Source organism: Scytonema sp. HK-05, assembly GCF_963872035.1.
In the GTDB taxonomy this organism is placed as follows: Bacteria; Cyanobacteriota; Cyanobacteriia; order Cyanobacteriales; family Nostocaceae; genus Kalymmatonema.
The window spans coordinates 12,699-39,061 of the sequence record NZ_CAWMYC010000119.1; the positions used below are offsets into that span (position 1 = coordinate 12,699).

The 26,363-nt window shown below is 43.6% G+C and carries 16 protein-coding genes; 9 read left to right on the forward strand and 7 right to left on the reverse strand.

The genetic code is table 11. The annotated features are described in order from the left end of the window. Nucleotides 1–178 precede the first annotated feature (178 nt). The 3 genes from AACT52_RS24965 to AACT52_RS24975 form a co-directional block, all read right to left on the reverse strand. A complete protein-coding gene (locus AACT52_RS24965; protein ID WP_073633746.1) occupies nucleotides 179–4,195 on the reverse strand; it encodes a PAS domain S-box protein in 4,017 nt (1,338 codons plus the stop codon). A gap of 361 nt (nucleotides 4,196–4,556) precedes the next feature. Next, complete coding sequence (locus AACT52_RS24970; RefSeq protein WP_073633747.1) at nucleotides 4,557–5,327, reverse strand: hypothetical protein; 771 nt, start codon at nucleotides 5,325–5,327, stop codon at nucleotides 4,557–4,559. Between the two features lie 477 nt (nucleotides 5,328–5,804). Next, nucleotides 5,805–5,951, reverse strand: coding sequence for a hypothetical protein (locus tag AACT52_RS24975; RefSeq protein WP_158054767.1), 147 nt, complete (start codon nucleotides 5,949–5,951; stop codon nucleotides 5,805–5,807). A gap of 151 nt (nucleotides 5,952–6,102) precedes the next feature. Here AACT52_RS24975 and mltA point away from each other — a divergent pair, with 151 nt between their 5' ends. Together mltA and lpxD are read left to right on the forward strand one after the other, a co-directional pair. After that, on the forward strand, nucleotides 6,103–7,374 hold the full coding sequence (gene mltA / locus AACT52_RS24980) for a murein transglycosylase A (RefSeq protein WP_073633748.1): 1,272 nt from the start codon (nucleotides 6,103–6,105) through the stop codon (nucleotides 7,372–7,374). Nucleotides 7,375–7,509: 135 nt separating this feature from the next. Next, entirely contained in the window at nucleotides 7,510–8,562 is a 1,053-nt protein-coding gene (lpxD, locus tag AACT52_RS24985; protein ID WP_073633749.1) for a UDP-3-O-(3-hydroxymyristoyl)glucosamine N-acyltransferase, read from the forward strand. A gap of 73 nt (nucleotides 8,563–8,635) precedes the next feature. Here the strand turns inward: lpxD and AACT52_RS24990 are convergent, their stop codons facing one another. After that, nucleotides 8,636–8,794 (reverse strand): hypothetical protein, encoded by a 159-nt coding sequence (locus tag AACT52_RS24990; RefSeq protein ID WP_443216667.1) that lies wholly within the window; start codon nucleotides 8,792–8,794, stop codon nucleotides 8,636–8,638. A 317-nt stretch (nucleotides 8,795–9,111) separates the two neighbouring features. Here AACT52_RS24990 and AACT52_RS24995 point away from each other — a divergent pair, with 317 nt between their 5' ends. The 3 genes from AACT52_RS24995 to AACT52_RS25005 all read left to right on the forward strand — a co-directional run bounded on the left by AACT52_RS24995 (nucleotide 9,112) and on the right by AACT52_RS25005 (nucleotide 13,035). Next, nucleotides 9,112–9,333, forward strand: coding sequence for a hypothetical protein (locus AACT52_RS24995; RefSeq protein ID WP_233154064.1), 222 nt, complete (start codon nucleotides 9,112–9,114; stop codon nucleotides 9,331–9,333). Nucleotides 9,334–9,364: 31 nt separating this feature from the next. After that, entirely contained in the window at nucleotides 9,365–9,649 is a 285-nt protein-coding gene (locus tag AACT52_RS25000) for a hypothetical protein (RefSeq protein WP_445263929.1), read from the forward strand. Nucleotides 9,650–10,191: 542 nt separating this feature from the next. Continuing rightward, complete coding sequence (locus tag AACT52_RS25005; RefSeq protein ID WP_143172874.1) at nucleotides 10,192–13,035, forward strand: NB-ARC domain-containing protein; 2,844 nt, start codon at nucleotides 10,192–10,194, stop codon at nucleotides 13,033–13,035. An 83-nt stretch (nucleotides 13,036–13,118) separates the two neighbouring features. Here AACT52_RS25005 and AACT52_RS25010 read toward each other — a convergent pair whose 3' ends face one another. Then, on the reverse strand, nucleotides 13,119–14,024 hold the full coding sequence (locus AACT52_RS25010) for a CoB--CoM heterodisulfide reductase iron-sulfur subunit B family protein (protein ID WP_073633784.1): 906 nt from the start codon (nucleotides 14,022–14,024) through the stop codon (nucleotides 13,119–13,121). A 337-nt stretch (nucleotides 14,025–14,361) separates the two neighbouring features. Here AACT52_RS25010 and acpP point away from each other — a divergent pair, with 337 nt between their 5' ends. The 3 genes from acpP (at nucleotide 14,362) to tkt (ending at nucleotide 18,589) form a co-directional block, all read left to right on the forward strand. Further along, complete coding sequence (gene acpP / locus AACT52_RS25015) at nucleotides 14,362–14,613, forward strand: acyl carrier protein (protein ID WP_073633751.1); 252 nt, start codon at nucleotides 14,362–14,364, stop codon at nucleotides 14,611–14,613. A 226-nt stretch (nucleotides 14,614–14,839) separates the two neighbouring features. Then, nucleotides 14,840–16,090, forward strand: coding sequence for a beta-ketoacyl-ACP synthase II (gene fabF, locus AACT52_RS25020; RefSeq protein ID WP_073633752.1), 1,251 nt, complete (start codon nucleotides 14,840–14,842; stop codon nucleotides 16,088–16,090). Nucleotides 16,091–16,576: 486 nt separating this feature from the next. Then, on the forward strand, nucleotides 16,577–18,589 hold the full coding sequence (tkt, locus tag AACT52_RS25025) for a transketolase (protein WP_073633753.1): 2,013 nt from the start codon (nucleotides 16,577–16,579) through the stop codon (nucleotides 18,587–18,589). Between the two features lie 141 nt (nucleotides 18,590–18,730). Here tkt and AACT52_RS25030 read toward each other — a convergent pair whose 3' ends face one another. Next, nucleotides 18,731–21,145 carry a CHASE2 domain-containing protein gene (locus tag AACT52_RS25030; protein WP_073633754.1) on the reverse strand — a complete coding sequence of 805 codons (2,415 nt, stop codon included), beginning with the start codon at nucleotides 21,143–21,145 and terminating at the stop codon, nucleotides 18,731–18,733. 284 nt (nucleotides 21,146–21,429) lie between these two features. After that, nucleotides 21,430–22,863, reverse strand: a complete 1,434-nt coding sequence (locus AACT52_RS25035; RefSeq protein WP_073633755.1) for an AAA-like domain-containing protein — start codon at nucleotides 22,861–22,863, stop codon at nucleotides 21,430–21,432. A 537-nt stretch (nucleotides 22,864–23,400) separates the two neighbouring features. On the opposite strand from AACT52_RS25035, the gene AACT52_RS25040 reads away from it, so the two are divergent. Beyond that, nucleotides 23,401–26,301 carry a two-partner secretion domain-containing protein gene (locus AACT52_RS25040; RefSeq protein ID WP_083630536.1) on the forward strand — a complete coding sequence of 967 codons (2,901 nt, stop codon included), beginning with the start codon at nucleotides 23,401–23,403 and terminating at the stop codon, nucleotides 26,299–26,301. The last annotated feature ends 62 nt before the right edge of the window (nucleotides 26,302–26,363 follow it).

A 26,363-nucleotide genomic window follows, 5' to 3' on the forward strand; every position in this document is an offset into this window, starting at 1 on the left:
AAAGCAGGAATTATAAGTAATTAGGTTCACATCTTGCACCAGTTACTTTATTGCAATTTTTTTCGGGTGGGCACTGCCTAACTTTCCTCAAACCCTTATTTTTACGTTGTGAACAGTGCCCACCCGAAGAGTTTTGAGAATGGTGCAAGATTTCAGTAGGCGGACATGATATAAGGTGTCAAGTACGCCCAACCAGGCTAGCAACGACTGTAGCTAACTCAGCAGGTTCAACAGGTTTAGGCAAATGCAGCTGATAGCCTTCTTGAATGGCTCGCATTCTATCCTCTGGTCTGGCATATGCTGTTAATGCTGCTGCTGGAATCTTTGCGCCTTGCTGTGGTGAGGAGATGTCTCCAGCACGTTCAAGCGATCGCACTTTGCGGATCAAAGAATAACCATCTTCCTCTGGCATTCCGATGTCGCTTACCAAAACATCTGGTTTCCATTGTGTCATGGTATTGAGTGCTTCCCGTGCTGAACCCACCGCCTTGACTTCGGCTTGGCACTGTTGCAGTACAGTGACCAGAAAATCTCGGGTATCAGCTTCGTCGTCTACAACCAACACCCGCACGCCCTCAAGGGAAATATATGGATCTGAGGTTTGGGAGTCAAACTCAGCAAGCGGTTGTGCAATGAATTGGCTTGTCTGGTTGTCCGCTTGTCCGCTTGTCCTCTTTTCTTCATGATTGAGCAGCGCTAACTTGACTGTGAAGGTAGCACCTTGCCCTTGACCTGGGCTTTCTACGTGGATGGTACCACCATGCAGTTCTACTAAATGACGCACAATTGCTAACCCCAGTCCCAGTCCACCATGTGCCCTTGTGCTGGAACTATCAGCTTGACGAAAACGGTCAAAGACGTATGGCAGAAAATCGGAACTAATACCGATACCCGTGTCGCTTACCGAGATTTGGGCATATTGTGGGGTGTGCGATGAGGGGGATACCAGTCCGTTCTCTTCCTTGTCACCTTCTTTGGCTACCCTAAGCTGCACTTCTACTCGACCACCTTGGGGTGTAAACTTGATGGCATTAGATAGCAGATTCCAAATGACTTGCTGCAAACGCTCTGCATCGCCAGAAACCAAGAACTTGGGTTTTTGAATTTTCGATTTTAAATGATGAGGTTGCTCCTGGGCGAATTTTAGATTTTGAGTGTGAGAAAATTCTGGATTTTCATCAGTATTACTCAAGCCATTATCTAAAACATAAAAATTTAAATCGATTTCTTTTGCCTCAGCAGCCAAGCGTACGGTTTCAAGGGCGGCATCAATGATGGCAACGAGGTCGCAAGCGCGGACATTAAGCCGTAACTTGCCTCTAATCATCCGCGAGATATCTAATAAATCTTCAATGAGCTGCGTTTGCGCTCTAGCGTTTCGTTCTATTGTCTCTAATGCCTTAGCGACCTTGGTTGGATCTAGCTGGCGACGGGAACGTAAAAGCTGCGCCCAACCCAGGATAGCGTTGAGGGGCGATCGCAACTCGTGAGACAAGATTGCCAAAAATTCATCTTTCATGCGGTTTGCCTCTCTCAACTGCTCAGTTTGCTGTTGTAAAGAAGCAATCAAGCCAGCGCGTTCCATTGCAATGGCAATCTGGTCGCAAACTGCTTGCATCATCCCTATTTCATTTTGAGTAAAATTGGACCGCTTACGGCTGCCAAAGGCAAGAGTCCCCAGAAGCCGTCCCTGCGCTATTAAAGGGTAGCTGTAATATGCTGTAATCCCCACAGAGCGGATAAACGTTGTTTTTGGTTCAGTGGATTGCTGCACATTTTCCACAGCTATTGAACGACGGTCTTGTGCTGTCGTACCGCACACCCCTTCACCAAACTTCATCGACTCAACTTGTTTTCCCAATTCCTCTGTCACACCACTATAGGATGCCAGTTGCAATACCTGCTTATCTTCATCAACTAAATAGTTAAAGTAAACATCTAAACGAATTTGTTCCGAGAGTTTTCTAAACAACCCATCAATCAATGCCACAGGCTGCTGACTTGATAGTAAATCACTTGCTGTGCTGAATAATAACTGGAGCCTTCTATAACCCAATGAAAGCGCTTTTTCCACCTTTTTGAGATTGGAAATGTCTTGAAATACCAAGACACAGGTCGCTGGATGACCATGCATTGCGCTTAGGGTATCGGCAAATATCAGCAGGGAACGCACACCTACTGGGGTGTGCCAGTCGAGTTCAAATCCCTCAATACGTTCGCCACGGGCAACTCGCATGCCTGGAGCCTGTTCTACTGGAATAGTATTTCCCGCCGCGTCGGTGGAGTAGTAATAAGTACCATAGTCTTGGGATGATTCAGCCTTGGGGAATTTTCCCCCAGCCACAACGTCCGCAGCAACGTTGGCGAAAGTGACCTTTGCTGTTCCTGGTTCTATCAACAGCATCGGCATTGGCATGAGGTTGAGCAAATCTTCCAGCCATTTTTGCTGATTGCGGAGTGTTTCCTCCACCTGCTTACGCTCTGTGATGTCGTTAGTAAAGGCAAGAATTTGTTCTATTTCACCGTTTTCATCCAAAAGCGGCAGATATTTGATTTCTGTGGTGAATGTGCCGTAATCGGGTAAGGTGATTGTAGCTTCTGTTGTTTGCAAGGTGCGGGTTTCTTGCGCCTTAATTAAAGTGGGAAGATAAGCTTGTGTTGCCTGAGGGGGAAAAATTTCCTCGTCAGTGCGTCCAAGAATTTCCTCTTTTGGTTTTTTAACTCGCTGCAATGCGGCTGTATTGACAAACTGTAACCGCAGGTGAGCATCGTAAATAGCAAAGACATCGGGGATGTTATCAAGTGCCAAACGGAATCTCTCTTGGGTCTGTTGTAGCGCTTGCTCCGCCTGTTTACGAGCGCTCAAATCCAAGATAAATGCCACCGACTCCTCGCGCTTTTCGCCTAGTAACGAGTAACCTATTAAAACTGGGACGCGGCTACCATCCTTACGAATGTACTCTTTTTCGTAAGGCGTACAAGCACCTTTGTCCCTTGCTTCGGCTATGCGTTCTGCATCTAGGGGTAAATACTCTGGTGGTGTGATGTCAACCCAGCTGATTTTATCTGCTTGTAACTCCTCTGGTGTGTAGCCAATCATCCGCAGAAATTCGTTATTGGCGTTGCGGACATGACCGTGAATGTCACCAAAAAGAATACCGATGAGGTTAGCATCTACAAAACTATTGAGTTTTTCTTCATTTGCTTTGAGGGCTTCTTTAACGCGATCGCGTTGAATTTCCATGCGTTCCAGCGCCGCGACACTTTCCCAGATCAAGACGCTGAAACTGACAATCAGCACCACGACAAGAAGCGATACCGCGAATGCTGGCTCGTAAACTTCTGCTCTTAGTCCTTGGAGAATCAACCACCCTAGTACTAAAGGTACAGCGATCGCTGCTAGTAACAACCGACGTGCCAGCAAGCCGCCGTAAGTTTCGCTCGTGACTATCCGCATCAACCCTTCATCGGGATGAGTCCACAGTACACCTACACAAAGCACTGTAAACGCCAGTGCGGTGTGTAACGCCATTGATGTACTGTAAGGAGGAAAGCCGTAGAGAATATCAACGCCGTAAGCATAGCCGATGAGCGCCTGTAAGGACATCAAAGCGGCAATCAGGGCGAAAATCTGCGCATACCAATAGCTACGCCGAGTTTTTGGTTCACCCACTAGCTCCAACGCTCTGCCAATCAACAAAAAGTTCACTGCTGTGTTCCATCCCATTCGCCCTGGATGAGATGTCATAAAAGCATTTGGCGAGTCAGGCAATAACAATTCATCTATACCGAGATTCCAGCCGAACACATACTGACTCAGTGTGAGCGCAGCAATGACGAGGACACTTGTTGCACACAGCCTGGATAAGAGTGAGGAGCCAGCGCCGTGCGGGGGTTCCCCCCGTTGAGGCGACTGGCGTGGGGATGAGGGGGTGATGGGAGTATTTTCTCCTCCTACTGCCCCTTGAGCCAGCCACAGGGACACGCCAGACAAAATGAAGCACACAGCTGCATTTGCCTTCATGGTCACACTGCTTAAAGAAAAGCAGTTTTTGATAAATTCTAGGTCGAGCCACCAGCCAAGTAGTACCAAGCAGCCGACAAATAGAGTGATTGCACTTGCAGTTTGTGCAACCACTGAATGTGAAGAGATTTGATCTGAATTTTGTTGGCGCAAGCGGTTGACTCTTAACATTGAACGCTTTTTAACCGCATCTATCTAGCGTGGTAATGTTTATTGTCGGCTGGGAAAATTTGATTCTCTATCCTAAGTCATTTATGCTTTTCATTAACTTTGTTTACATCTACCGTTGTACAGATTTTAAAATCATTGTGAGGGATTAAGGACAAGAAAAAAAGTAGGAACTGGTTAGTGATCTTGTGTTAATGATAATATTTTTCAGGCACATATAGTAATCCCTGCAGGAGTTGTGAAATACCTCCCCCTTTTTCTCCCGAAACAAGATCCCCGACAACTTTTACGAAGTCGGGGATCTGTGGCTTTCAGTTAGCAAAAAAAACACGAAGAAATATGCCTTATATGCAAGAACAGCTGATCAAGCAAATAATTTAAATCGGAGAAGTTGAGTTTCAATTGTTTGGGGCAAGATTTGACCAAGTTCTGTAGTGTCTTGAAATTGCAAAATTTGCGATGATGGTAAGTCAAAGGGAAACTGCCCCGGCAAGTCTGGGCGCTGCATTTGAGCTAGGAGAATTTGCTCGGATCGCTTACTTTGAATGGCATAGCCAATTTCAACACAGACATGGGGACTGGGAATCAATTGCGCAGTTTCTTGAGTGTCGGTTTTAGCAACAGGCGTGGCGTCGGCAATAAACAACAAACTTCTATGAATTTTTCGCATGATTGTGCGGCTCAGTCGCAGAGAACCTTCCTTCGGGCGGTAGGACTCTATTAAAGACAAAGGTAAACGCGATCGCCTGTTCAAAATTTCCAAACTCTCAAGCAGCCCCTCTCGTAACGCTTCACTAGCTGCTGGATACTCCGTTTGATGGCATAAAAAAATTGTGGGTTCTAACTGCGCTAACACAGTCTGCTTGGTGAAATATATTTCATGGCTTATCAAGTCAATATTAGCCACACAATAACCACCACTACCCTCAATATAGAACTCAACATTTTCTCCTGCCAGATAGCGCCCAAACCAAATCGATTTCTTTACTTGCTCACTCTCTTCCAAGAAATCCGCTCTTAATCCTGATTTCAGTAGGCTTTTTTTATTGACGCGAATATCCGGCGGGCGTTTTTCCAGTTCTAAAATCGGCTCATAATTCTCTAGATACCATGCTCCCAGAGCAATAATTGACATAAGGCGCTATTTCAACTGTCTCTATCTATTCAACTTTGTACAAGCTTACACCTAGGTGCGCTTATTATGACAACAACACCCAACATTCTACTAGATGAGTTATTTCCTCTGTTTGTTTATTCTACCTAGGGATGTACTGAGTTTATCACTCTTCTTAAAAGCGATCGCTCCTCAGTTACATTGCCCCCTGTATCTCTACATTTGAGGAAATATCATCATTCGAGTTGGGTGTTGCTGCGTTGTTGCGAGACAGATGTAGATTTAACAGCGTCTTTTACCTCTTTGCTTATTTTCCCTCTAGCTGTTTTATCTGCCAGGGAAGCTTTTCAGCTTCAATTATTAAGTTAGCATGTCTTGAATCTTAGGGGTTTTTATTGAAATATTAGTTTACTTTTTTAAGTAAACTAATATTTATCAAATCATGTTAATATCTGACTATTTATATCAACCAGACTATTATGAAAAATAAGTAAAGACTCAGTTATTGTTAAATTTTAGCAAAATTTGAGCAATTACCAAAATTTTGGTTGCGAGTTCCTGCTTCCTACTTCCTTGGGAACTGTTTGTGGGATGGGAACCGTCATAGGCGACAGCACCAAGGGGATGAGGATGAGCAAACAGCACTGCTCTCACCTCCTGCAGCGCGCTTACTCACTTCATCAGCGTACCGATCAAAAATATTCAGGGTGAGTACATGGTAGTGCGTCCGTCTGGGATTGTGGCTATCCGGGTAAAACCCATTTTTAGCTCTAGTGTCGAAAGATTTACCTAAATCATGAGAAAAACGCTTGCTTTTGTGTCATTAAGTTTAGGAATTGCCCTTATTAACCCGGTTTGGTCAGTTTTTGCTCAGCAGGTTCCTGACTTAGCACCGATACCAATACCAGTTCCAGGTCAACCTGAGAATTTGCCACCGTCACAACCCAGCCAACCCCAGCAGGTTCTGCCATCGTTAGTACCAGTAGATATAGAAACAACCTGTAACACTTCATACACTTGCTTGGGTTGGGATGAACAAATTTGGGGTGGAAACGGTAGACTTGGCGACCGCAACGCACTTTTGACGGCAATAGACAACAGCTTGCGTTACCTAACAACTGATAAAGCTATAGCAGTGTATCAGAATTATCCTATTAGAGAGATTACCCTTGAGCGCGTCCGTCGTAGTTTGCAACGTTTCCGCCAATTGGTTGTCAACTCTGAGTCACCAGCACAACTGCAAGCTGGTGTGAGTAGGGAGTTTGTTTTTTACAAGTCAGTTGGGAACGATGGCAATGGGACTGTGAAGTTTACTGCTTACTATGAGCCTGTTTATTCCGCCAGTCGTGTTCGCACCTCAGTATATAAATATCCTGTTTATCGACTCCCCCCTAACTTCGACAAATGGGCTAAACCACACCCGAAACGGATTGAGTTAGAAGGAAAAGATGGTTTGCCAACCAACAAAAGTCCGTTACGAGGTTTGGAGTTATTTTGGTTTCCTAATCGTTTAGACGCATACATGGTTCAAATTCAAGGTTCTGCCCAACTGAAGTTAACTAATGGCACAACAACATCCGTTGGCTATGCAGGTGGAACAGATTACCCGTGGACAAGCATAGGGGGACAACTGGCGAAAGATGGCAAACTACCCTTAAAGGGTTTGACGATGCCAATTATGCTTCAGTATTTCCAGCAAAATCCCAAAGAGATGAATAATTATCTGCCGCGCTGGGAACGCTTTGTCTTCTTCAAAGAAACTGGTGGTACACCTGCTACAGGAAGTATTCGTGTGCCAGTCACACCAGAACGTTCGATCGCGACTGATAAATCTGTTATGCCTCCAGGGGCATTGGCGCTCATCAACACTAGTTTGCCTTATCCTGCTGGGGGTGGAAAGCTAGAGTATCGTACTGTAAACCGCTACGTCCTTGACCAAGATACAGGAAGTGCTATCAAAGGACCAGGACGAGTTGATTATTTTATGGGAAGTGGCAAATTAGCTGGCGATCGCGCTGGTGTAACTGGCGGCAATGGCAGCCTATATTATTTGTTGTTGAAGCAATAAAACACAATACAGAAGTCAGAGTGCAATCAGGTAACTTTTTATACTATTGCCTGATTGTACGCCATGCAAAGAACATAATCCTAACAAAAAGCGACAATTATTTTGTCCATATCTAGGACTTGTGAAAAAATAACCATGAAATTCAGTGAAATTTTAGAAAAACTTGGTGACGCCGCTGCGTCCAATAGCAACTCCAGTAATAAAGATAATGACCCAGAAATTACAGGGTTAGCAGCAGTAGATGAAGCGACAACGGGCACTCTCAGCTACATTGAAGGAGCAAGATTTGCTTCTATGGTCAGCAAAACCAGTGCCAGTGCTTTAATTTTGCCTTTAGATGAAACATTGCAGACACAAGCACTAGAACGGGGTATTGTTTGGATAGCAACAAAAGAACCAAGACTCTTATTTGCCAAAATTATCGCGCTCTTTTACCAACCTTGGCGTCCCACTCCAGAAATTCATCCTACTGCTGTTATTCACCCGACAGCAAAAATTGGTAACGAGGTGTATGTAGGTCCTCATGTCGTCATTCAGCAGGGAGCAGAAATTGGCAATCATGTGTGCATTCATGCCAATGTGGTAATTTATCCAGATGCCAAAATAGGCGATCGCACCACCTTGCACGCTAATTGCACCATTCACGAACGGACTCGCATTGGTGCAGATTGTGTGATTCACAGTGGTGCTGTTATTGGTGCTGAAGGCTTTGGCTTTGTTCCTAGTTCAACTGGTTGGGTGAAGATGGAACAATCCGGCTACACAGTTTTAGAAGATGGTGTAGAAGTCGGCTGCAACAGCGCTATCGACCGCCCAGCCGTAGGAGAAACACGAGTAGGTCGCAATACAAAAATTGACAATTTAGTACAAATAGGTCACGGTTGCCAAATAGGCGCTGGTTGTGCTTTGGCAGGTCATGTTGGTATGGCGGGAGGCGTGACACTTGGCAATGGTGTTATTTTGGCTGGACAGGTGGGAATTGCCAATCAGGTAAAGATTGGTGATCGGGCGATCGCATCTGCAAAAACTGGAATTCATAATGATGTAGCACCAGGAGAAATTGTCTCTGGAACTCCAGCTATACCTCATAAACAATACTTGAAGGTGTCAGCTATTCTCACCCGCCTACCAGAAATGTATCAAGTCCTCAAACAGTTACAACGTAAATTTAACAATGGTAACGACTAATAGCGTTTCTCTATGAAGATGCGCCGCTAAGGGCTGCTTTTGCAGGCTTTGTTTGCTGAGTGTGCGATTTAACTTATAGGTGAATAAAGCGCATCCGTTCGTACACTTTGGCTACTCTTTTTGTGTACTTGTACCTTTTGCTCCCTTTGATTTTACGTGCTAGTTTTTGTTGTCTGCGCTTGAGAATTTTTTCTCGCTTTGCAAAATGCTTTGGATTATCAAACTTAGACACCTGAATGACACGGGAGGCAGGTAGCCCCGAAGTGCAAGTGTCAAGGAATTAAAGGAATTGACAATTGCACGTTATTTATATCGGGGTGGAATGCCCAACGGGAGAGCCAGTTCCCTGCTGTCGGGAGACCCTCCTAAGCCCATTTCAAAGCAAAAAAAGGCCATCGCACCGTCACTAAAAAAGGCAAAGTCAAGAAGGGTAAGCGTCAATGGAAGAAGTCTAGTAATTATAAAAAAGCTGCTCAAAAGAAACGGGAATTACAACGTAAAAAGGCAGCGTACGCTAAAACCCAAAACCGCAAGACGATTAACGAAATCTTGCGACATGGCAAAGATATCAAGACTGAAAAAGTCTCTGTAAAAGGTTGGCAGAAGCGTTATGGTAAAGCCCTAGCTGCTAAATCTCCAGGTTTTGTACAATCAGAACTCATTCGCAAAGCTGAAAATTCTGGCGGGTCTGTTCACAAGTTCTCTACTCCAAAAACAGCGCTTAGTCAAACTCCTAAACGACGGTTCTCGTATCAAGAAATCGCTGTCTGAAAGAGTGCATTACGATGCAACTGGTGTAGTCATGCATCGTGATTTAATGAGTGCGTATTTGAGTAGGTTCGTTAATCAGGACGATACGTTGTTATTGCAAGATGCCCGTAATGGGTATTGTGGGGCGGAGTCGCTCCTGTTGGAGGCGTTTGAGCAACAGTCCAAAAACCGCAAACAAGTAGGCGACGCTGAAAGTAGGCTGATTCCCTTAGAGCGGTTCTCCGACAAGCTGAAAAACGTTGACCAGATAGCCAACTCGAATGAGTTCGGGCAACAAGTCAACGCCAACTTTCAGCCAGAATCCCCTAACTTCTAGTTAGGGGAGTGGCTCAATTTACTGCTATCGACTACTATCGCTGACAATTGCAAAGTGTTTCAATTTTATAGCAACTATAGGAGCCCTATTTGAGTTGTGAGATTTTTTGACAAACCACGTAGATGTAAAAGACACGAAGAAAAAATTTCACAATTTATTTAGGATTGCTAGAATTCTTTGCCTAGCAATATTTATTGTTACTGACATACTTAATATCGAATCTGGCTTTTAAGACTCTTCATTTTATTTATAGCCCTTGCCTTGTAGGCTTTGTACGTATAGCCTCAAGTTTTGTCATCCTAAAGCTAATTTTTAACTCAATATTAGCAAGCATCTAGCTGTTCATTTTGCTGTTAAATTCGCACTTCGCTTTGTTTGTTAACCAAGTCATAAAAGCAAAACAATTTTGTAGAATAACTTTTTAAGTATATATACTTAAAAATCTCTTGAAATGAAAAAATGTATGTAAAATGCATATTTAATGATAGCTATGTTGCGGTTAATAGAGAAAAAGTAATCTAAATCTGGCTGAAGAAAAATATATGAGCAAAAACAGTATAATAACAAACATTCCGGAGGAAATGACTGACCAACTGGAAGTTGGAAATTGGATCATAAATATTGGTTCACCTCAAGGCGCGACAGCGAATATCGCAACCAAGGAAGAAAAATCGACTTGGCGATTGCGTTCCACTCCATTGATAGTTGAGCAGCCCTCAGATACGATACTGAATCGACAAGAATCAATCAAAGAAGCGATCGCTGCCTTTCAATCGGGAGAATCAGTAGAATTTTACGGCACAGTCGGTATTGGAAAAACAGTTTTATTGCGTGACTTGGCGCAGAACAATCAAGTCAAATCACTTTTCCCTAGTGGTGTTATTAGCTTATCTCCTGTGCATCCAAATGTAGACGATTTACTTCAGTCTATATGGGATGCATTTTATGAAAGCAACATTCCCTATAAACCAACTCATAAGCAAATCTGTCAACAACTCCAAGAAAAACAAGCTCTTGTGGTGCTGGATGATGATGGACTTATCCAAGATGAATTGGAAGAGCTGATGAATGCGGCTCATCAGTGTACCTTTTTGATCGCTTCGTCAAAAGGGCGAATGAAAAAAAGGGGGCGCTCAATGTTGCTTTCTGGATTATCGATAAATGATACTCTGGCTTTAGTGGAAAGGGAACTGCAACGTTCTCTCAACACAGAAGAACTCGCTGGGGCAAAATCGCTGTGTACTATTTTCAACGGGCATCCGATGAAAGTGCAGATAGCAGTGGCAAACATACTGGAAGAAGGGCGATCGCTTACGGAAGTTGTGAGTTTATTATCAACAGATGCTCCTGGCAACTATCTGCTGCAACAAATAGTCACATCGCTATCAACATCACAAAGAACTATTCTGAGTTTATTAACTGTCATGGGTGATGTTGGGCTTGAAAGTGAACAGATAATTGATATCACAGAAATTTCTGATGCTATTAATATACTTGAGGGATTACGTAGGCGTCATCTCGTGCAGTTTCATGGTTCTCGATATCAGGTCAGTAAGACTGTAGTTGAACTTTTACCGCCAGAATGGAAGTTGACAGCACCTGTGGAAAAAGCAATTGCCTACTTTATAAATTGGGCGGAACGACATCAACAGCAACCCAACATTTTGTTATCCCAAACCGATGCAATCGTACAAATTATAGAGATAGCAGTTAGAGAGAGTCGTTGGAAAGATGTCTTGCGCTTGGTAAAAGCAGTGGAAGAGACACTTGCTTTAAGTAAGCAATGGGGTTTGTGGGAGCAAGTCCTGTCTCGGGGATTACAAGCATCTCAAGGCGAAACAGATAAAGTTGCCCAAGCTTGGGCATTGCATCAATTAGGGACTCGTGCCCTTTGTTTAGAAGAAAACAGCACAGCTAAAGATTACCTTACCAAAGCAATACAATTACGGGAATCGCTTGATGACGCGATGGGAGTTGCAGCAACTCGCCACAATCTTAATTTATTAGAAAATTCTCCATCTTGGTCATCAACTCAAAATAGCCAGCGCCCAAATGTAAACGATTCCCCAAAAAACTTTACACAATCTCCCCTACCGACAACCAACGATACTAACCATCTCCTGACTCGAATGAATATAGTATCGTCAGAGAACACTTCCCCCTCCGGTAAAAGTGTGTATAAAAAAGCCTTGCTGTTTCCAACAGGAGTCATCACGACTGGAATTGTAGCCTCAGGCGGATTACTCGCTTGGTTTAACTGGCATCGTTTCACACCCTTACCCTCACCAACATCCACCACCGCGCCGAAAACGACTAAACGGTCACCTATTCCCAAACCGAAACCCACAGCGCCCGCCAGACCGTCACTGATTATCGAACCTCCATCCACAGTCACTGTTCCGCTGTCACCTCTTCCTGAAGTTATACCCAAAGTCAGTCCACCGATACAACCAAACATCGAAGACCAACAACCAATCGTTCCCAAGCGCGAGAAGTTAAAAAGAAAACTTACACCTGCACCCGCGACACCCACGACAACAGTTGCACCCACACTTATACAACCTACTCCAGAGACAACTGTAGTACCAACACCAACACCGGAAGAAGTTACACCTACCCCAACTTTCACGCCGTCGGCGGCACCAAATTCTGAACAAAATCAACCGACCGTAGAACCTACACCTACTCCAATTACACCAATTCCAACTCCAGTACCGACACCAACAAGCGAAACCACACCTAATTCAGCGTTCACAATCACACCAACTGCCCAACCAAGCAACGTAACAATTGATAATAATCCAGTACCGACACCAACAAGCGATACCACACCTACTACCCAATCAAGCAACTTAACAATTGATAATAATCCAGTACCGACACCAACAGGCGATACCACACCAACTACCCAATCAAGCAACTTAACAATTGAGAACAATAGACTACCGACACCAACAGGCGATACCACACCAACTACCCAATCAAGCAACTTAACAATTGAGAACAATACATTACCGACACTAACAAGCGAAACCACACCAGTTGCTCAACCAAGCAACTTAACAATTGAGAACAATACACTACCGACACTAACAAGTGATACCACACCTACTTCACCGTTCACCTTCACACCAATGGCGGAATCGCCCAACTCAACAATTGATCACAACACAGTACTGATATCAATAAGCGAAACCATACCTACTTCAGCGTTCATGCTCACACCAGTGAGCCAACTCAGCAACTCAACAATTGATCACAATACAGTACTGATATCAATAAGCGAAAGCACACCTACTTCAGCGTTCATGCTCACACCAGTGACCCAACTCAGTAACTCAACAATTGATCACAATACAGAACCCAGAACGCAGAACACAGAATGACCTTTACGGACAAATCATGGAAGTGAACTTGTAGGGTACGTTAATTGTGATAGCGAATGCTAACGCACCCTACAAGCTTTTGCTCACAATCCCAATTTTTCCAAAACTGGTTTGGTGGAAACGATGTGCCGTTCTAGACCGAGTTCTTTCGGACTCACCCCAACTGCTAAAGCAATCAACTGGGGTAAATGCAGCACTGGTAAACCTAATTTCTGTCCAATTACCTTTTCCACCTCTGGCTGACGCGAATCTAAGTTAAGGTGGCACAAAGGACAAGGCGTAACCATACAATCAGCACCAGCTTCTAGCGCTTCTTGAATATGTATCCCCGCCATTTTAAAAGATTGGGTGGTGGCGTAGCTGGAAAGCGGCCATCCGCAACATTGCGTACGACCTCTGTAGTAAATAGGTTCTGCGCCTAACGTGCGAAACACATTTTCCATTCCTTCCGGTCGGAAGGGGTCATCATAAGGCATGGACTTTTGGGCACGTAGGAGATAGCAGCCATAAAAAGCTGCACATTTTAATCCCGCTAACTTGCGGGTCACACGTTTTTGAATTTCCTCTAAACCATAGTCTGTAATTAGGGCATAAAGGAGATGTTTGACTTCGGTCGTTCCGCGATAGGGTACACAGCCTTCTTTTTGCAGCAAGCCATTCACCTGTTCAACGTATGCTGGATTTGTTTTTTGGCATTCTTTGAGGCTTTCGTCAACATGACCAATCACACCCTGACAAGTGCTGCAATGGGTAAGCAGTGGTAGATTTAACTCTTCTGCTAAACTAATATTGCGGGCATTAACCGTATCTTCCAACAGTTGGGAATCTTCTTTAAACGTCCCGGAACCACAGCAAGCAGCTTTTTTAAGTTCAACCAGTTCAATGCCCAAAGCTTGACTGAGGGCAACAGTTGATTGATGAAGCTCCCGGCAAGCTCCTTGGGCAACACAACCGGGGAAGTATGCGTATTTTAATGTATGGGTTAGCATAGTATTCTGGTTAGTCAATAACTGTTTTATCATCACTATTTAATGTTGGTAGCAAAGCTATCGATCCTGAAAATGCACATCCTCACAAAAATTTAATAAAAGTTGTAAAACATCATTGTTTACACAGTGTAAGCGATCGCGTAGCACCTTCTACTCTCGAACTGCTCTTGGAGTGGTTGTTCTATCGAAATTTAGAAATGGAACGGAATACAGATTTTCAACAAAGAAAATCCAAGACCAGTGTACGGATGATCGCGCTTTCCGTTAAGATCAATATGCTCAAAAACATATCCCCCATAAACAGCGGATTATAGCAACTTGTTGAGGACTTTTATCTATGAGCCAAACGGAAATTTTTGACAAGGTCAAGAAAATTGTTGCCGATCAACTTAGCGTTGATGCCGAGACGGTGACACCACAATCGAATTTTGCTAATGATTTAGGGGCTGACTCCTTGGATACTGTTGAATTGGTCATGGCTTTGGAAGAAGAGTTTGACATTGAAATTCCCGATGAAGCTGCCGAAAAAATTACAACAGTTCAAGAGGCAGTTGACTATATTAACAACAAAGTTGCCACATCCGCCTAAAAAAGTGCTGAGTGCTGAGTAGCGAAAAGCCAGCGCTGTGCGGAAGTGTCTTTGATTGTAGACGCAACAGCGGCTTACCGTAAGGGTAGCGACTGGCGTTGCCTCATTTGTAAAAAAAAATGACTCGGAACACATTGCTTGGAACTCGGAACTTTACTCAGGGCTCAGCATTCATGACTCAGCACTATTTTGTTCTGCCTGCATCAAGAGCCACTTAACTATTGTCATGACTGATTTTATACGTAAACGCGTTGTTGTCACTGGTGTTGGCGCGATTACACCGATTGGTAATACACCAGCCCAATATTGGGAAGGATTGATAAGCGGGCGCAATGGCATTGGTGAAATCACCTTGTTCGATGCGTCTCGTCATGATTGTCGCATTGCTGGTGAGGTAAAAAACTTCGATCCGCATGAGTACATGGATCGTAAAGAAGCCAAACGCATGGATCGCTTTGCTCAATTTGGCGTTTCGGCGGCAAAACAAGCTCTCGGCGACGCGCAATTAGTCATCAATGACCTAAACGCAGAACAAATTGGCACCATTATTGGTTCTGGCGTTGGTGGTTTGAAGGTGATGGAAGAGCAGCAAACAATCTACTTAAATCGTGGTCCCGACCGCTGTAGTCCCTTCATGATACCGATGATGATAGCCAATATGGCAGCAGGGTTGACAGCAATTCACACTGGTGCTAAGGGACCAAATTCCTGCTCAGTCACTGCTTGTGCCGCAGGCTCAAACGCCATAGGGGATGCTTTTCGCCTGATTCAAGGGGGATATGCCCAAGCAATGATTTGTGGCGGGTGTGAAGCGGCAATTACACCCTTGTCTTTGGCTGGATTTGCATCAGCTAGGACACTTTCGCTTCGTAATGATGATCCGGCTCATGCCAGCCGACCATTTGACAAAGACCGCGACGGATTTGTCATGGGAGAAGGTGCGGGCATCTTAATTTTAGAAGAGCTACAGCACGCCCTCAGTCGCAAAGCCAGAATTTATGCAGAAATTGTTGGCTATGGTATGACCTGCGACGCTTACCATATGACCTCTCCAGTACCCGGAGGCGAAGGCGCAGCAAGAGCCATCCAACTGGCACTCAAAGACGCAGGACTAATACCAGAACAGGTGAGCTATGTCAATGCTCATGGCACCAGTACGCCAGTGAACGATCCGACGGAAACAGCCGCAATTAAAAGAGCTTTGGGCGATCGCGCCTCAATAATACCAATTAGCTCCACCAAATCAATGACAGGTCATCTATTGGGTGGTTCTGGTGGAATTGAAGCGGTAGCAACAGTACTGGCGATCGCCAATGACCAGATTCCACCGACAATTAATCTGGAAAACCCCGATCCCGATTGTGACCTGGATTACGTGCCTAACACCAGCAGGAAAGCAAAAGTTGAGGTTGCCCTATCCAATTCTTTTGGTTTTGGCGGTCATAATGTGACACTAGCCTTTAAGAAGTACGTCTAAGGTTGGAAATTTAAGATGCGTGTATCTGACTTCAGGCGTAGTTAACAACGGTGTGAAGAGCGGGTGTAGGGCTGTTCGCTTGATAATTAAGTTCATTCAATACCGATAACAGGGGGATTCCCTCATAAAATTAATCCAAAATCCATAACAAAAATCCCAAAATATGCCGCTTGTCCGGCAACAAGTACCAATGGGATGATGAGGATACTGCATTGGGGATCTCAAGCAACACGGCAATAAGCGAATGACAACTCTGATTAGCAAAACCCGCCACTCAGCAGTTCGGTAGGAAGGAAGCGAGTTTTCCCTTGAGGAACATCCACACCGGAAACTCGCAAGGAAAATCCACACCCGGACAGTTTCTACAGGGAAACCCTTTTTGGAACTGTCCTCAAGAACCACTAAGGACACAGTGTCATCGCTTTTTGCCTCCCCTGTAGTGAAACCAAAAGAGTGCTAACCCGTCGTAAAGAACAATCTCTTATTATGGCTGTTGCAACCCAAACCCTCGAAGAAGTTTGTATTAACTCGATCCGCTTTCTGGCAATTGATGCCGTAGAAAAGGCAAAGTCTGGTCACCCAGGGCTGCCTATGGGCGCAGCGCCAATGGCTTTTGTGCTATGGGATCGCTTTTTGCGGTATAACCCCAAAAATCCCAAGTGGTTCAACCGCGATCGCTTTGTGCTATCTGCCGGTCACGGCTCTATGTTGCAGTATGCCCTGCTGTACCTGACAGGCTTCGACAGCGTGAGCATTGAAGATATTAAGCAATTCCGTCAGTGGGAATCCAAAACCCCCGGACACCCCGAAAACTTCATGACTCCAGGCGTGGAAGTTACCACAGGACCACTGGGGCAGGGAATTGCCAATGGAGTCGGTTTGGCGATCGCCGAAGCGCACCTTGCTGCAAAGTTCAACAAACCCGATGCCAAGATTGTTGACCATTACACCTACGTGATTTTAGGTGATGGCTGCAACATGGAAGGCGTTTCTGGTGAAGCTTGTTCTTACGCGGGACACTTGGGATTAGGCAAACTCATCGCTCTGTACGACGACAACCACATCTCCATCGATGGTTCTACAGATATAGCATTCACCGAAGATGTTTCCAAGCGGTTTGAAGCTTACGGTTGGCACGTCCAGCACGTTCAAGATGGCAACACAGACCTAGAAGCAATTGCCAAAGCAATTGAAGCAGCCAAATCCGTCACCGATAAGCCTTCTTTTATTAAGGTAACAACCACCATTGGTTACGGTTCGCCCAATAAAGCAAATACTGCTGGTGTTCATGGTGCTGCCTTGGGTGGCGACGAAGTTAAACTCACCCGCGAAAACTTGGGTTGGGAACACGAGCCTTTTGTCGTTCCAGAAGATGCTCTTAAGCACTGGCGCAAAGCTGTTGAGCGCGGCGCAAACTACGAAGCTGAATGGAACAAAACCTTTGACACCTACAAAGGCAAGTATGCCCAAGAAGCTGCGGAATTTGAACGCTACACTAGCGCCAAACTGCCCGATGGTTGGGATAAAGTACTACCCACCTACAAACCCGAAGACAAAGGAGTCGCCACCCGCAAACACTCAGAAACCTGCCTCAACAAACTGGCACCGGTTTTACCTGAGCTCATTGGTGGTTCAGCTGACTTGACTCACTCCAACCTTACAGAAATCAAAGGCTTTGGCGACTTTCAGCCAGGACAATACCAAAACCGCAACATCCACTTTGGCGTGCGGGAACACGGTATGGGCGCAATCTGTAACGGCATAGCGCTGCATGATTCTGGATTAATTCCCTACGGCGCAACCTTTTTGATCTTCACAGACTACATGCGTGCTGCTATCCGCTTATCTGCCCTCTCCCAAGCTGGCGTGATTTGGGTGATGACGCACGACTCAATTGGACAAGGTGAAGATGGTCCAACCCACCAACCGATTGAAACTCTCGCTTCCCTGCGAGCAATTCCTAAGCTAACGGTGATTCGCCCCGCAGACGGAAATGAAACTTCCGGTGCTTACAAAGTGGCGATTGAGAACGCGAAAGAAGACCGTCCCACCCTGTTGGCGTTCACCCGTCAAAATGTCCCGAACTTGGCAGGTACATCGATTGAGGGCGTGACCAAGGGTGGATACACAGTGGTCGATAGCGAGGGTACCCCGGAACTGATTCTAATTGGTACTGGTTCCGAATTGAGCCTCTGTGTAACCGCAGCCGAGAAACTCACCAGCGAAGGCAAGAAAGTCCGTGTTGTCTCACTACCTTCGTGGGAACTATTTGAAGCACAGGATGCGGCTTATAAAGAGTCTATTCTGCCTAAAGCCGTCACCAAGCGTTTGTCTGTAGAAGCTGCTGCCAGTTTCGGTTGGCACAAGTACGTCGGTACTGAAGGCGATACAGTTAGCATTGATCGCTTTGGTGCTTCAGCTCCAGGCGGTGTCTGTTTGGAGAAGTTTGGTTTCAGTGTTGATAATGTGTTAGCTAAAGCGAAACAATTGCTGGGTTAATTAGCAACAAACTATTCTCTTTCTTTTCAAGGTGGGCTTTATTGCCCGCCTTTTTTTTGTTTAATGAATCGCGAAGATGCTCAGAGGATGGCTTCCTGTAAACCCCGAAGCGAGGCGTGAAAACACAAGTGTTTGTTGATGTTACTTCCCTGCATGACTTATTCGTGTATTCGTTCTTTTTCCTGGTAGGTGCAAGATACAAGTTAAGCTACTGGCAGTCGTTACCAAAGCCAAAGCTGAAGGAATAAAAGGTATCCAACCACCATGTATAACTAGCAAACTCCAACAACTGCCGTATAAAACTCCAACTGTAATTCCTTCTCCTAGTAAGATGGCTACTGATAACCTCAAGCGCCAAGCTATCAATCCGCCAATTAATGACCAAAACCAAATCCAGAGAAATTCCAGTGATTTTGGCAACCACCAAATCAAGGGCCGATTATCCAACACGGCGCTAAGGATTTGGCTGACCATGTGCGCTTGAATTTCCAGACCAGACAAATTTCGTACAGACCATTGACCTCTACCATAGGAGGTCCGCCAACGATGATCGTTCAAACTAGGATCTGTCGTACCAATAATAACGATGCGATTTTTCGCTAAGTCAGGATTAAACTGATAGCTAAGGACTTCTTGAAGAGTAACTTTTTGAGCAATGGGTTCGGCAGCGCGGTAATTGAGTAATATTTGGTGACCACTGGCATTAATATTTTGGTAACTGCCCGTGTTTGTTTCCAAAGTTTTAAAGACTGTTTGACCAAATTGCAAATACTTATTTGAACTAAAGACACTCTTGATTCCTTCGTCAGCCAAGTAACGCTTGGCTAGCTGCCAATTAAAAGCATAATAATTCTGACAAGGGGAACTGTCACTTACAGCTAAAAGATGACGACGGAGAATATCATCAGAATCCAATAAAACATTATTAAATCCTTGACGCTCACCAGGAACTTCTTTTGGAGGGGAAATACCTGGTTGGCCATACTTGCAAATCACAAACAAGCGATTGTTGTTTTTTATCCTAGTCGTTAATTCTTTGTTGTTCCCTCTCACAGGAATGTCCCGATAAATATCTAAACCAATAGCTCGTGGCTGGGAGCGCTCCAATTTGACAAGTAGTTGCGCTAACGAGCGATCAGATAGGGAAGCCATGCCTCGTTCAGTGATGGGTTGCGATTGAACATCTTCTTCTGTAATCGTGACTAGTAAAATTCGTTTATCTTGCCCTTCGTTCGGTCGTAATTGCATCAATTGGTCATAAGCTTGCAATTCCCAAGCTTGCAAAAAACCAACTGTTCGTATGCCAATAATGAAGCTAGTGACTAAAACACTGGCAACAGCAACAGTTCTCATTGGCAGGAAACTAACCCGACTCTCAAATTCCTGAAGTTGTTGCTTAATCCAATTGCGGTCAAAAACAGCTTGATAGATGGGGTTTTTGACGATTAAGCAACCCTGATGCAAGTTCACCAAACCAGAAAGGCGTAATTCCAAATGCTCATGAGTGTTTTTAGCAGGAATCTTGCCTTTTTGTAAAATTTGTAGATATAACTTCAGCAACCGTTCGCGAGAACGAGCATTGCGTAAGATGCGATTGCCTCTGGCACTGGGCTTTGTGCAATCGCCCTTGGGCGGGTGCTCTGCGCCATCGCGTTCTGCACACCGACAAAGGCGATCGCGAATTGTGCGCAGATGCTCTGGTTGGTCTTGAGATTCCCAATTAGTAATAATTCGCTCATGGACTAATTTGTTAATAGATTCGAGGGTTTGTACTTCTGCTTCTTGGGAAATTAACCAACATAATTTTTGTGTCAGAAACGGTTGTCCGCCAGTCCAGTAAAGAATTTTCTCTAATGCAGCTTCGGGATGACTCACTTTACCAACTAATCCCTGAACTAAAGCCGCACTTTCATGAATTTGAAAACCTTTTAATTCGATTGCTCTACCAATATTGAAAGGTGTGGCAAATTCATCTTGAATTAAATCTGATGGCGTTGCGACTCCTAAAAGTACAAAGGTAAGCCTCTTATATTCTGCCTTAGTTGCCCGTTTTTCATAACAGTTACGAATCAAAGCAAAAAACTCATCGGTAGGAAAATTTAGGCTGAGAACGCTATCAATTTCATCTATAAAAATAACAATATTTTGACTAATTTGCTTCAGCAAAACTGTTTCAATAAATTCTCCTAAACGCTGTATTGGTGATAGGTCATTTTGTTCGCGCAACCAATTCCGGCGATTTACTTTTAGTTCAAAACCACTAATTAACTCTTGAATGATACCTCCATACCATTGCTGTGCCGTAATCTCTTGAGTGCCAATCCCGCTTAATTCAATTTCGGCACAGGCTATTGCTTGTGCTTGTAACTTGAACATTGTATGTATTCGGAGCGAGGACTTGCCCATCTGCCGGGAATTGAGCACATAACAATATTCACCTACCAATAAAGCGTTGTAGAGTTCCGAATCTGCTTCTCTGACAATGTAAGTAGGAGCATTAGGAGGCAAACTTCCCCCAGGTTGATATTTATAGTAAAAGTGGGGTGCAGCACTCATCGGAGATTTCCTCAAAGAAGCAAGTTATGTTAATACGATAACTCCAATATCTGTCAAAGAAAATCTTAGTTATTAAACCCTTATTTTTCCTCAATTTACCTCAATTTTTCTGAATTCATATCATTTTGTACTCTCACTATGTATATTAGACTTCTTGCAAAAGTAGGATGAATGGATATTTAGAAGCACAGATGGGCACAGATAAATTATCTGTGTGTATCTATGTTACTCTGTAGTTTCATTTTCATAAATGTGACTTTTGCAAGAAATTTATTCATATAAGTTTATGCAGTTTTTGTATTGCCCAAACGCATTTGAAAATACTTACGATATAAATTGCAACGTGGCTGGACTTTATTGCCCGAGAGTTTTACTAATCCCATACTCTGTAATTGATAAGCTGACAAAGGTTCTATTTGTACCAAATAATTAGCATCAACGACTTGTTTAAAAGCAGCAGCCAATTCAGGATGTTGTTGGAAATTCAACCAATATTCCCACAAATGATGACGATAAATACCTGATTCTGTAGGTGCCTCTGCTAGAAGTTGCTCCAGTGTTAGATCCGGATGACTTTTAAGGTGAGCAAAAGCCAATTCTAACAGGTAAGGGTGCCCTCCCACTAATTCGATTAATGGTTCAACTAAAGCTGTGTTTGCCTCCAGTCCATGTTGCTGAGCAAACTCTAAAACTTGCTCTTGATTAAATTCAGATAACTCAATAGGTAAACCAACATTAAATGGAGATTGATTGATATTTAGTTGAATGTAAACATCTGTAGAATGGAGAATCACTAATCGTAATTTTTGCCAAAGTTTACGGCTTCTTGCCTTTTCATACCAAGAGCGTAATAGCCCAAAGAAATCTTCGTAAATTTCGGGATAGGGAAAAAGTAAATCCACTTCATCCAAGCAGAGAACCAGTGGATTTTCAGATTGTGTCAGAAGATATTCTTCAAAATACGTAGTGCAACTAACCTTAGAACCTATTCCTTCCTCATCCCAGTATTCATCTAATTCATTTGGTAACCGCAGTTCGCGACTAATATTTATGCAAAACCAACGTAATAATTTATTGAGGTTGGTAAAATGTATATTTCTCTCTGCTAGTTCAAAACTCAGATACACGGTTTGATAACCTTGATTTCCAACCTGACTTAGAACTCTTGTCATCAAACAAGTTTTACCCATCAAACTAGGAGCTTTAACCCGAATGAGAGAACCTGGTTGCAAAATATGTTCATAGCAAAGTGATTCAATCGGAGGACGCTCTACATAAAAGTCGAGATTAGCTATCTCTAGTTTTTCTATTTCGCTGTTTCCATTGTTTATTGGCGTATTTTTTTCTGGCTGAGATTCCTGAAATCTTAAGGTAATATTTGAAATATTATTGACATTACTTTGAGTGCTTATTACTTGTTGCTTAGAACTACTTTGAGATAGTAAATTTATTTCCCAATGTCTCTTAAGAGCTTCCTTAAAATTACTTTTTTTAACTTTTTCTCCTAAAGAATCTGTTAATATTTTCCACAATTTGGGGGCTACATCTTGACTAATATAAGTAGTAGCATATTGTTGTTTGGCAGCAATTGTATCATAATCATCTCGCTGCCAAGCTCCTTTTAAAATAATAATTTCTAGATCTGTTAAGTTTCTGTTGAATTTTGAAGACACAACTTGATTTGCTGTTTTAATAGCTTCATCTAAATTGAAATCCATAACGAGTTTATAGTTTAAGTAGGTCGGCGTGAATGTTTATCGTTGAGCCAAGGCAGAAGGCAGACGACAGAAAGTAAGAGGGTTTTAGCTAAGTTTACTTTTCGTTACATACTTCTGTTTATTTGCGCTTTTTTACTTGTATACTAATAATTATTCAAGAATATTTTACACCAAAACCCCACTGCTACTGAGAAAATATGAGGCAAGACAAAGGTCCAGACACTAATTAAGCTGTTAATATCAATACAACAATATGACAAGGTATCAAAGCTATAACACTACTTAGGATTTCCAAGAAATAAAATATTCGCTGATTCGTTAATTAAAATGATCATTATTATTTGGAGAGAGGAAGAGGATGCCTACGAGCAGTGGATAGGAAAACGGTAGTGAATACGATTTCTACGTATTTATTTCACTATTTTTGATATAATTAATACATAAAATTAAAAAATAAAAATTTTTTAAAGATAGATTGTGATACGGCCAAAGTCAGCTTAAATATTTTTTAGCTTTGCAAGAGACACATATATATAAATGTTCAGCCAGCTTGTTGGTGTGGGTAGTCACTCATTGAGGACAATTTCCCGTGTTCGTAGTTGGGGTCTTACCACTAAAGGACTGACTAAGAACAGTCTCAAGCCTTCCAAATCAATTTGGGAGAGTATTAATTTTGCGATAGTTTCACTGCCTGCACTTGTGGGATTTTTAGTGTTTGCTTGCTGGAGCAACACAGCTATAGCCCAAATTATCCCAGATGAAACTTTGGGGGCTGAAGCTTCATTAGTCACCCCAAATGCTGATATTAAAGGCATTCCTGGTGACCGTATAGATGGCGGGGCAATTCGGAATAATAATATTTTTCATAGTTTTCGAGAATTCAATATTAGCGAGGGACAACGAGTTTATTTCAACAATCCAGAGGGAATTATAAACATTATCGGTCGAGTGACAGGCGCTAACCCATCGAATATTTTGGGGGTACTGGGTGTTAATGGCAATGCAAATTTGTTTTTGATCAATCCCAATGGGATTATTTTTGGGCGCAATGCCAGATTGGATGTTGGGGGATCATTTGTGGTGAGTACTGCCAATGCTCTACAATTTGGTAATCAGGGATTTTTTAGTGCTACCAATCCTGAAACTCCCTCCTTATTGACCGTTAATCCTTCTGCCTTTCTATTCAATCAAATTGCGACCAATACATCTATCCAAAATAACTCAGTAGCATCAGCAGGATTTGATTTAGCAGGCTTTAGGGCATTTGGTTTGCGTGTTCCCAATGGTCGAAGCCTATTGCTTGTAGGTGGGAATATTAGTATGGATGGAGGGAACTTAAATGCTTTTGATGGTCGAGTTGAGTTGGGAGGATTGGCTTCCCCTGGAACAGTCGGACTTCAAGGAGACAGCAGTAATTTCCGTTTAAATTTTGTTGGTGATGCAGCGCGGGCGGATGTGAGTCTTACTAATGGAGCGCGTGTATTTGTAGATGGTAATGCGGGTGGTAGCATTATAGTTAATGCTCAGAATTTAGACATTTTAGAAAATAGTGCCCTTTTTGCTGGTATCGGGCAAGCTTTGGGCTCGGTTAACGCTCAAGCAGGAGACGTTACACTCAATGCTACAGGAGCAATTAGATTTGAACAATCAAGTGGAATTGAAAATCTCGTAGCTCGTAATGCTACTGGAAATGGTGGTGATATTATTATCTCCTCTGGTTCCTTGTCCTTAAATAATAGTGTATTAAATACCAGTATGAATGGACAAGGGAATGCAGGCAGCATATTACTACGTGCTTCCGATTCTATTTTGATCACAGGTAACCGTACAGGCATAAGCACTGGTGTGGGTTCTAGGGGTGTGGGTAAAGGCGGCGACATAGATATAAGTGCGAGTTCACTCTCTATAAAAGATGGCGCTCAACTGCAAAGCGCAATTTTTTTGGGTGATACTTCCGCCGGACAGGGAAATGCAGGAAATGTCAATATTGATGTTACAGGTGCGGTGACAATAGACGGTTTGAAACAAAGACCTACCGGAATTTATAGCTTGGTATCTAGAGGGGGAAGAGGCAAAGGGGGTAACATTACCATCTCTGCTAGCTCTTTTTCCTTAACTAATGGTGCTAATGTATTTGCCAACACCAATGGACAAGGGGATGCAGGCACAATTCAAATTAATGCTACTGATTTTGTCAACATTTCTGGAGCAAGCGCCACTAGAGGAGACTCCAGTGAAATATCTACACGCACGACTTCCCCCAACAGAGGAGGAGATATTATTATTAACACTCGCTCCTTTAGGGTATCAGACGGTGCCCTTGTAAATGCCCGAACCGATGGTGATGGCAATGGTGGCAATATTACAGTCAATGCGGGGCGAGTTGAGGCTATCAATGGAGGGCAACTTCTATCAACTGCTAGTGGTAGGGGAGATGCAGGTCAGATTAAGGTGAATGCTAATGACCGAGTTACTGTCAATGGCATTGATGCTACTCTCAGTGACCGAGTTGCCAGATATGCTCAATCTGGTCAAACCAGAGGAATTCTCAATTTAGGGAATGCCAGTGGCTTTTATGTTCTGTCTCAAGGTTTGGGACGCGCAGGCAACATTGAAGTGAACTCACCAAAAGTCCAGTTGGACAACACTGGCAGGTTGACCGCTGATTCTGTATCTGGTGATGGTGGCAATATTAAACTGGCAGTAGGAGATGTATTGCTTTTGCGTCGTGGAAGTTTCATTTCTGCAACGGCAGGTACTGCAGGCACTACTGGTGGTGATGGTGGCAATATCGACATCAAGACCAATTTCATAGTCACTGTTCCTTCAGAAAACAGTGACATCACTGCTAATGCTTTTGAGGGAAGCGGAGGTAAAGTCAACATTACAGCCCAAAGTATTTTTGGAATAAAACCACTGAGTCGGCAAGAACTCCAAACTTTGTTGGGAACAGATGACCCGGAAGAAATCGACCCTAGTAAGCTGCTCAGTAATGATATTACTGCCATTTCTCAAAAAAACCCCTCCTTAAGCGGTCAGGTAACACTCAACACCCCAGAGGTAGATCCCTCTCAAGGACTGATAGAATTGCCCGCAGACATCGTTGATGTTGCTGGATTAGTTAACCAGAACTTATGCGTTGCAGCCAGTGAGGGTAGCGAATTTATTGTTACAGGTCGTGGTGGTTTGCCTCCCTCTCCCCGTGAAGTCCTCAATCCGGATGCGGCTTGGGAAGATTGGCGGATAGTAGAACAACAAGTTTTACCTAAGACAATTTCTATTACAAGCAATAACCAACTCAATAAACAAGACCGCGAATCTGCAAAAATTGTTGAAGCTCAAGGTTGGATCGTGAGTGCAGATGGCACAGTGATTCTGACGGCAGAACCTGCGGTAGCAACACCTCAAGGTACTTGGTTAAGTCCTCAAGGATGCTAACAGTCAAAGAAAAAAGTAGGATGCTAATTTTAAATTTCAAGAATCTCAAACACTACGACTGT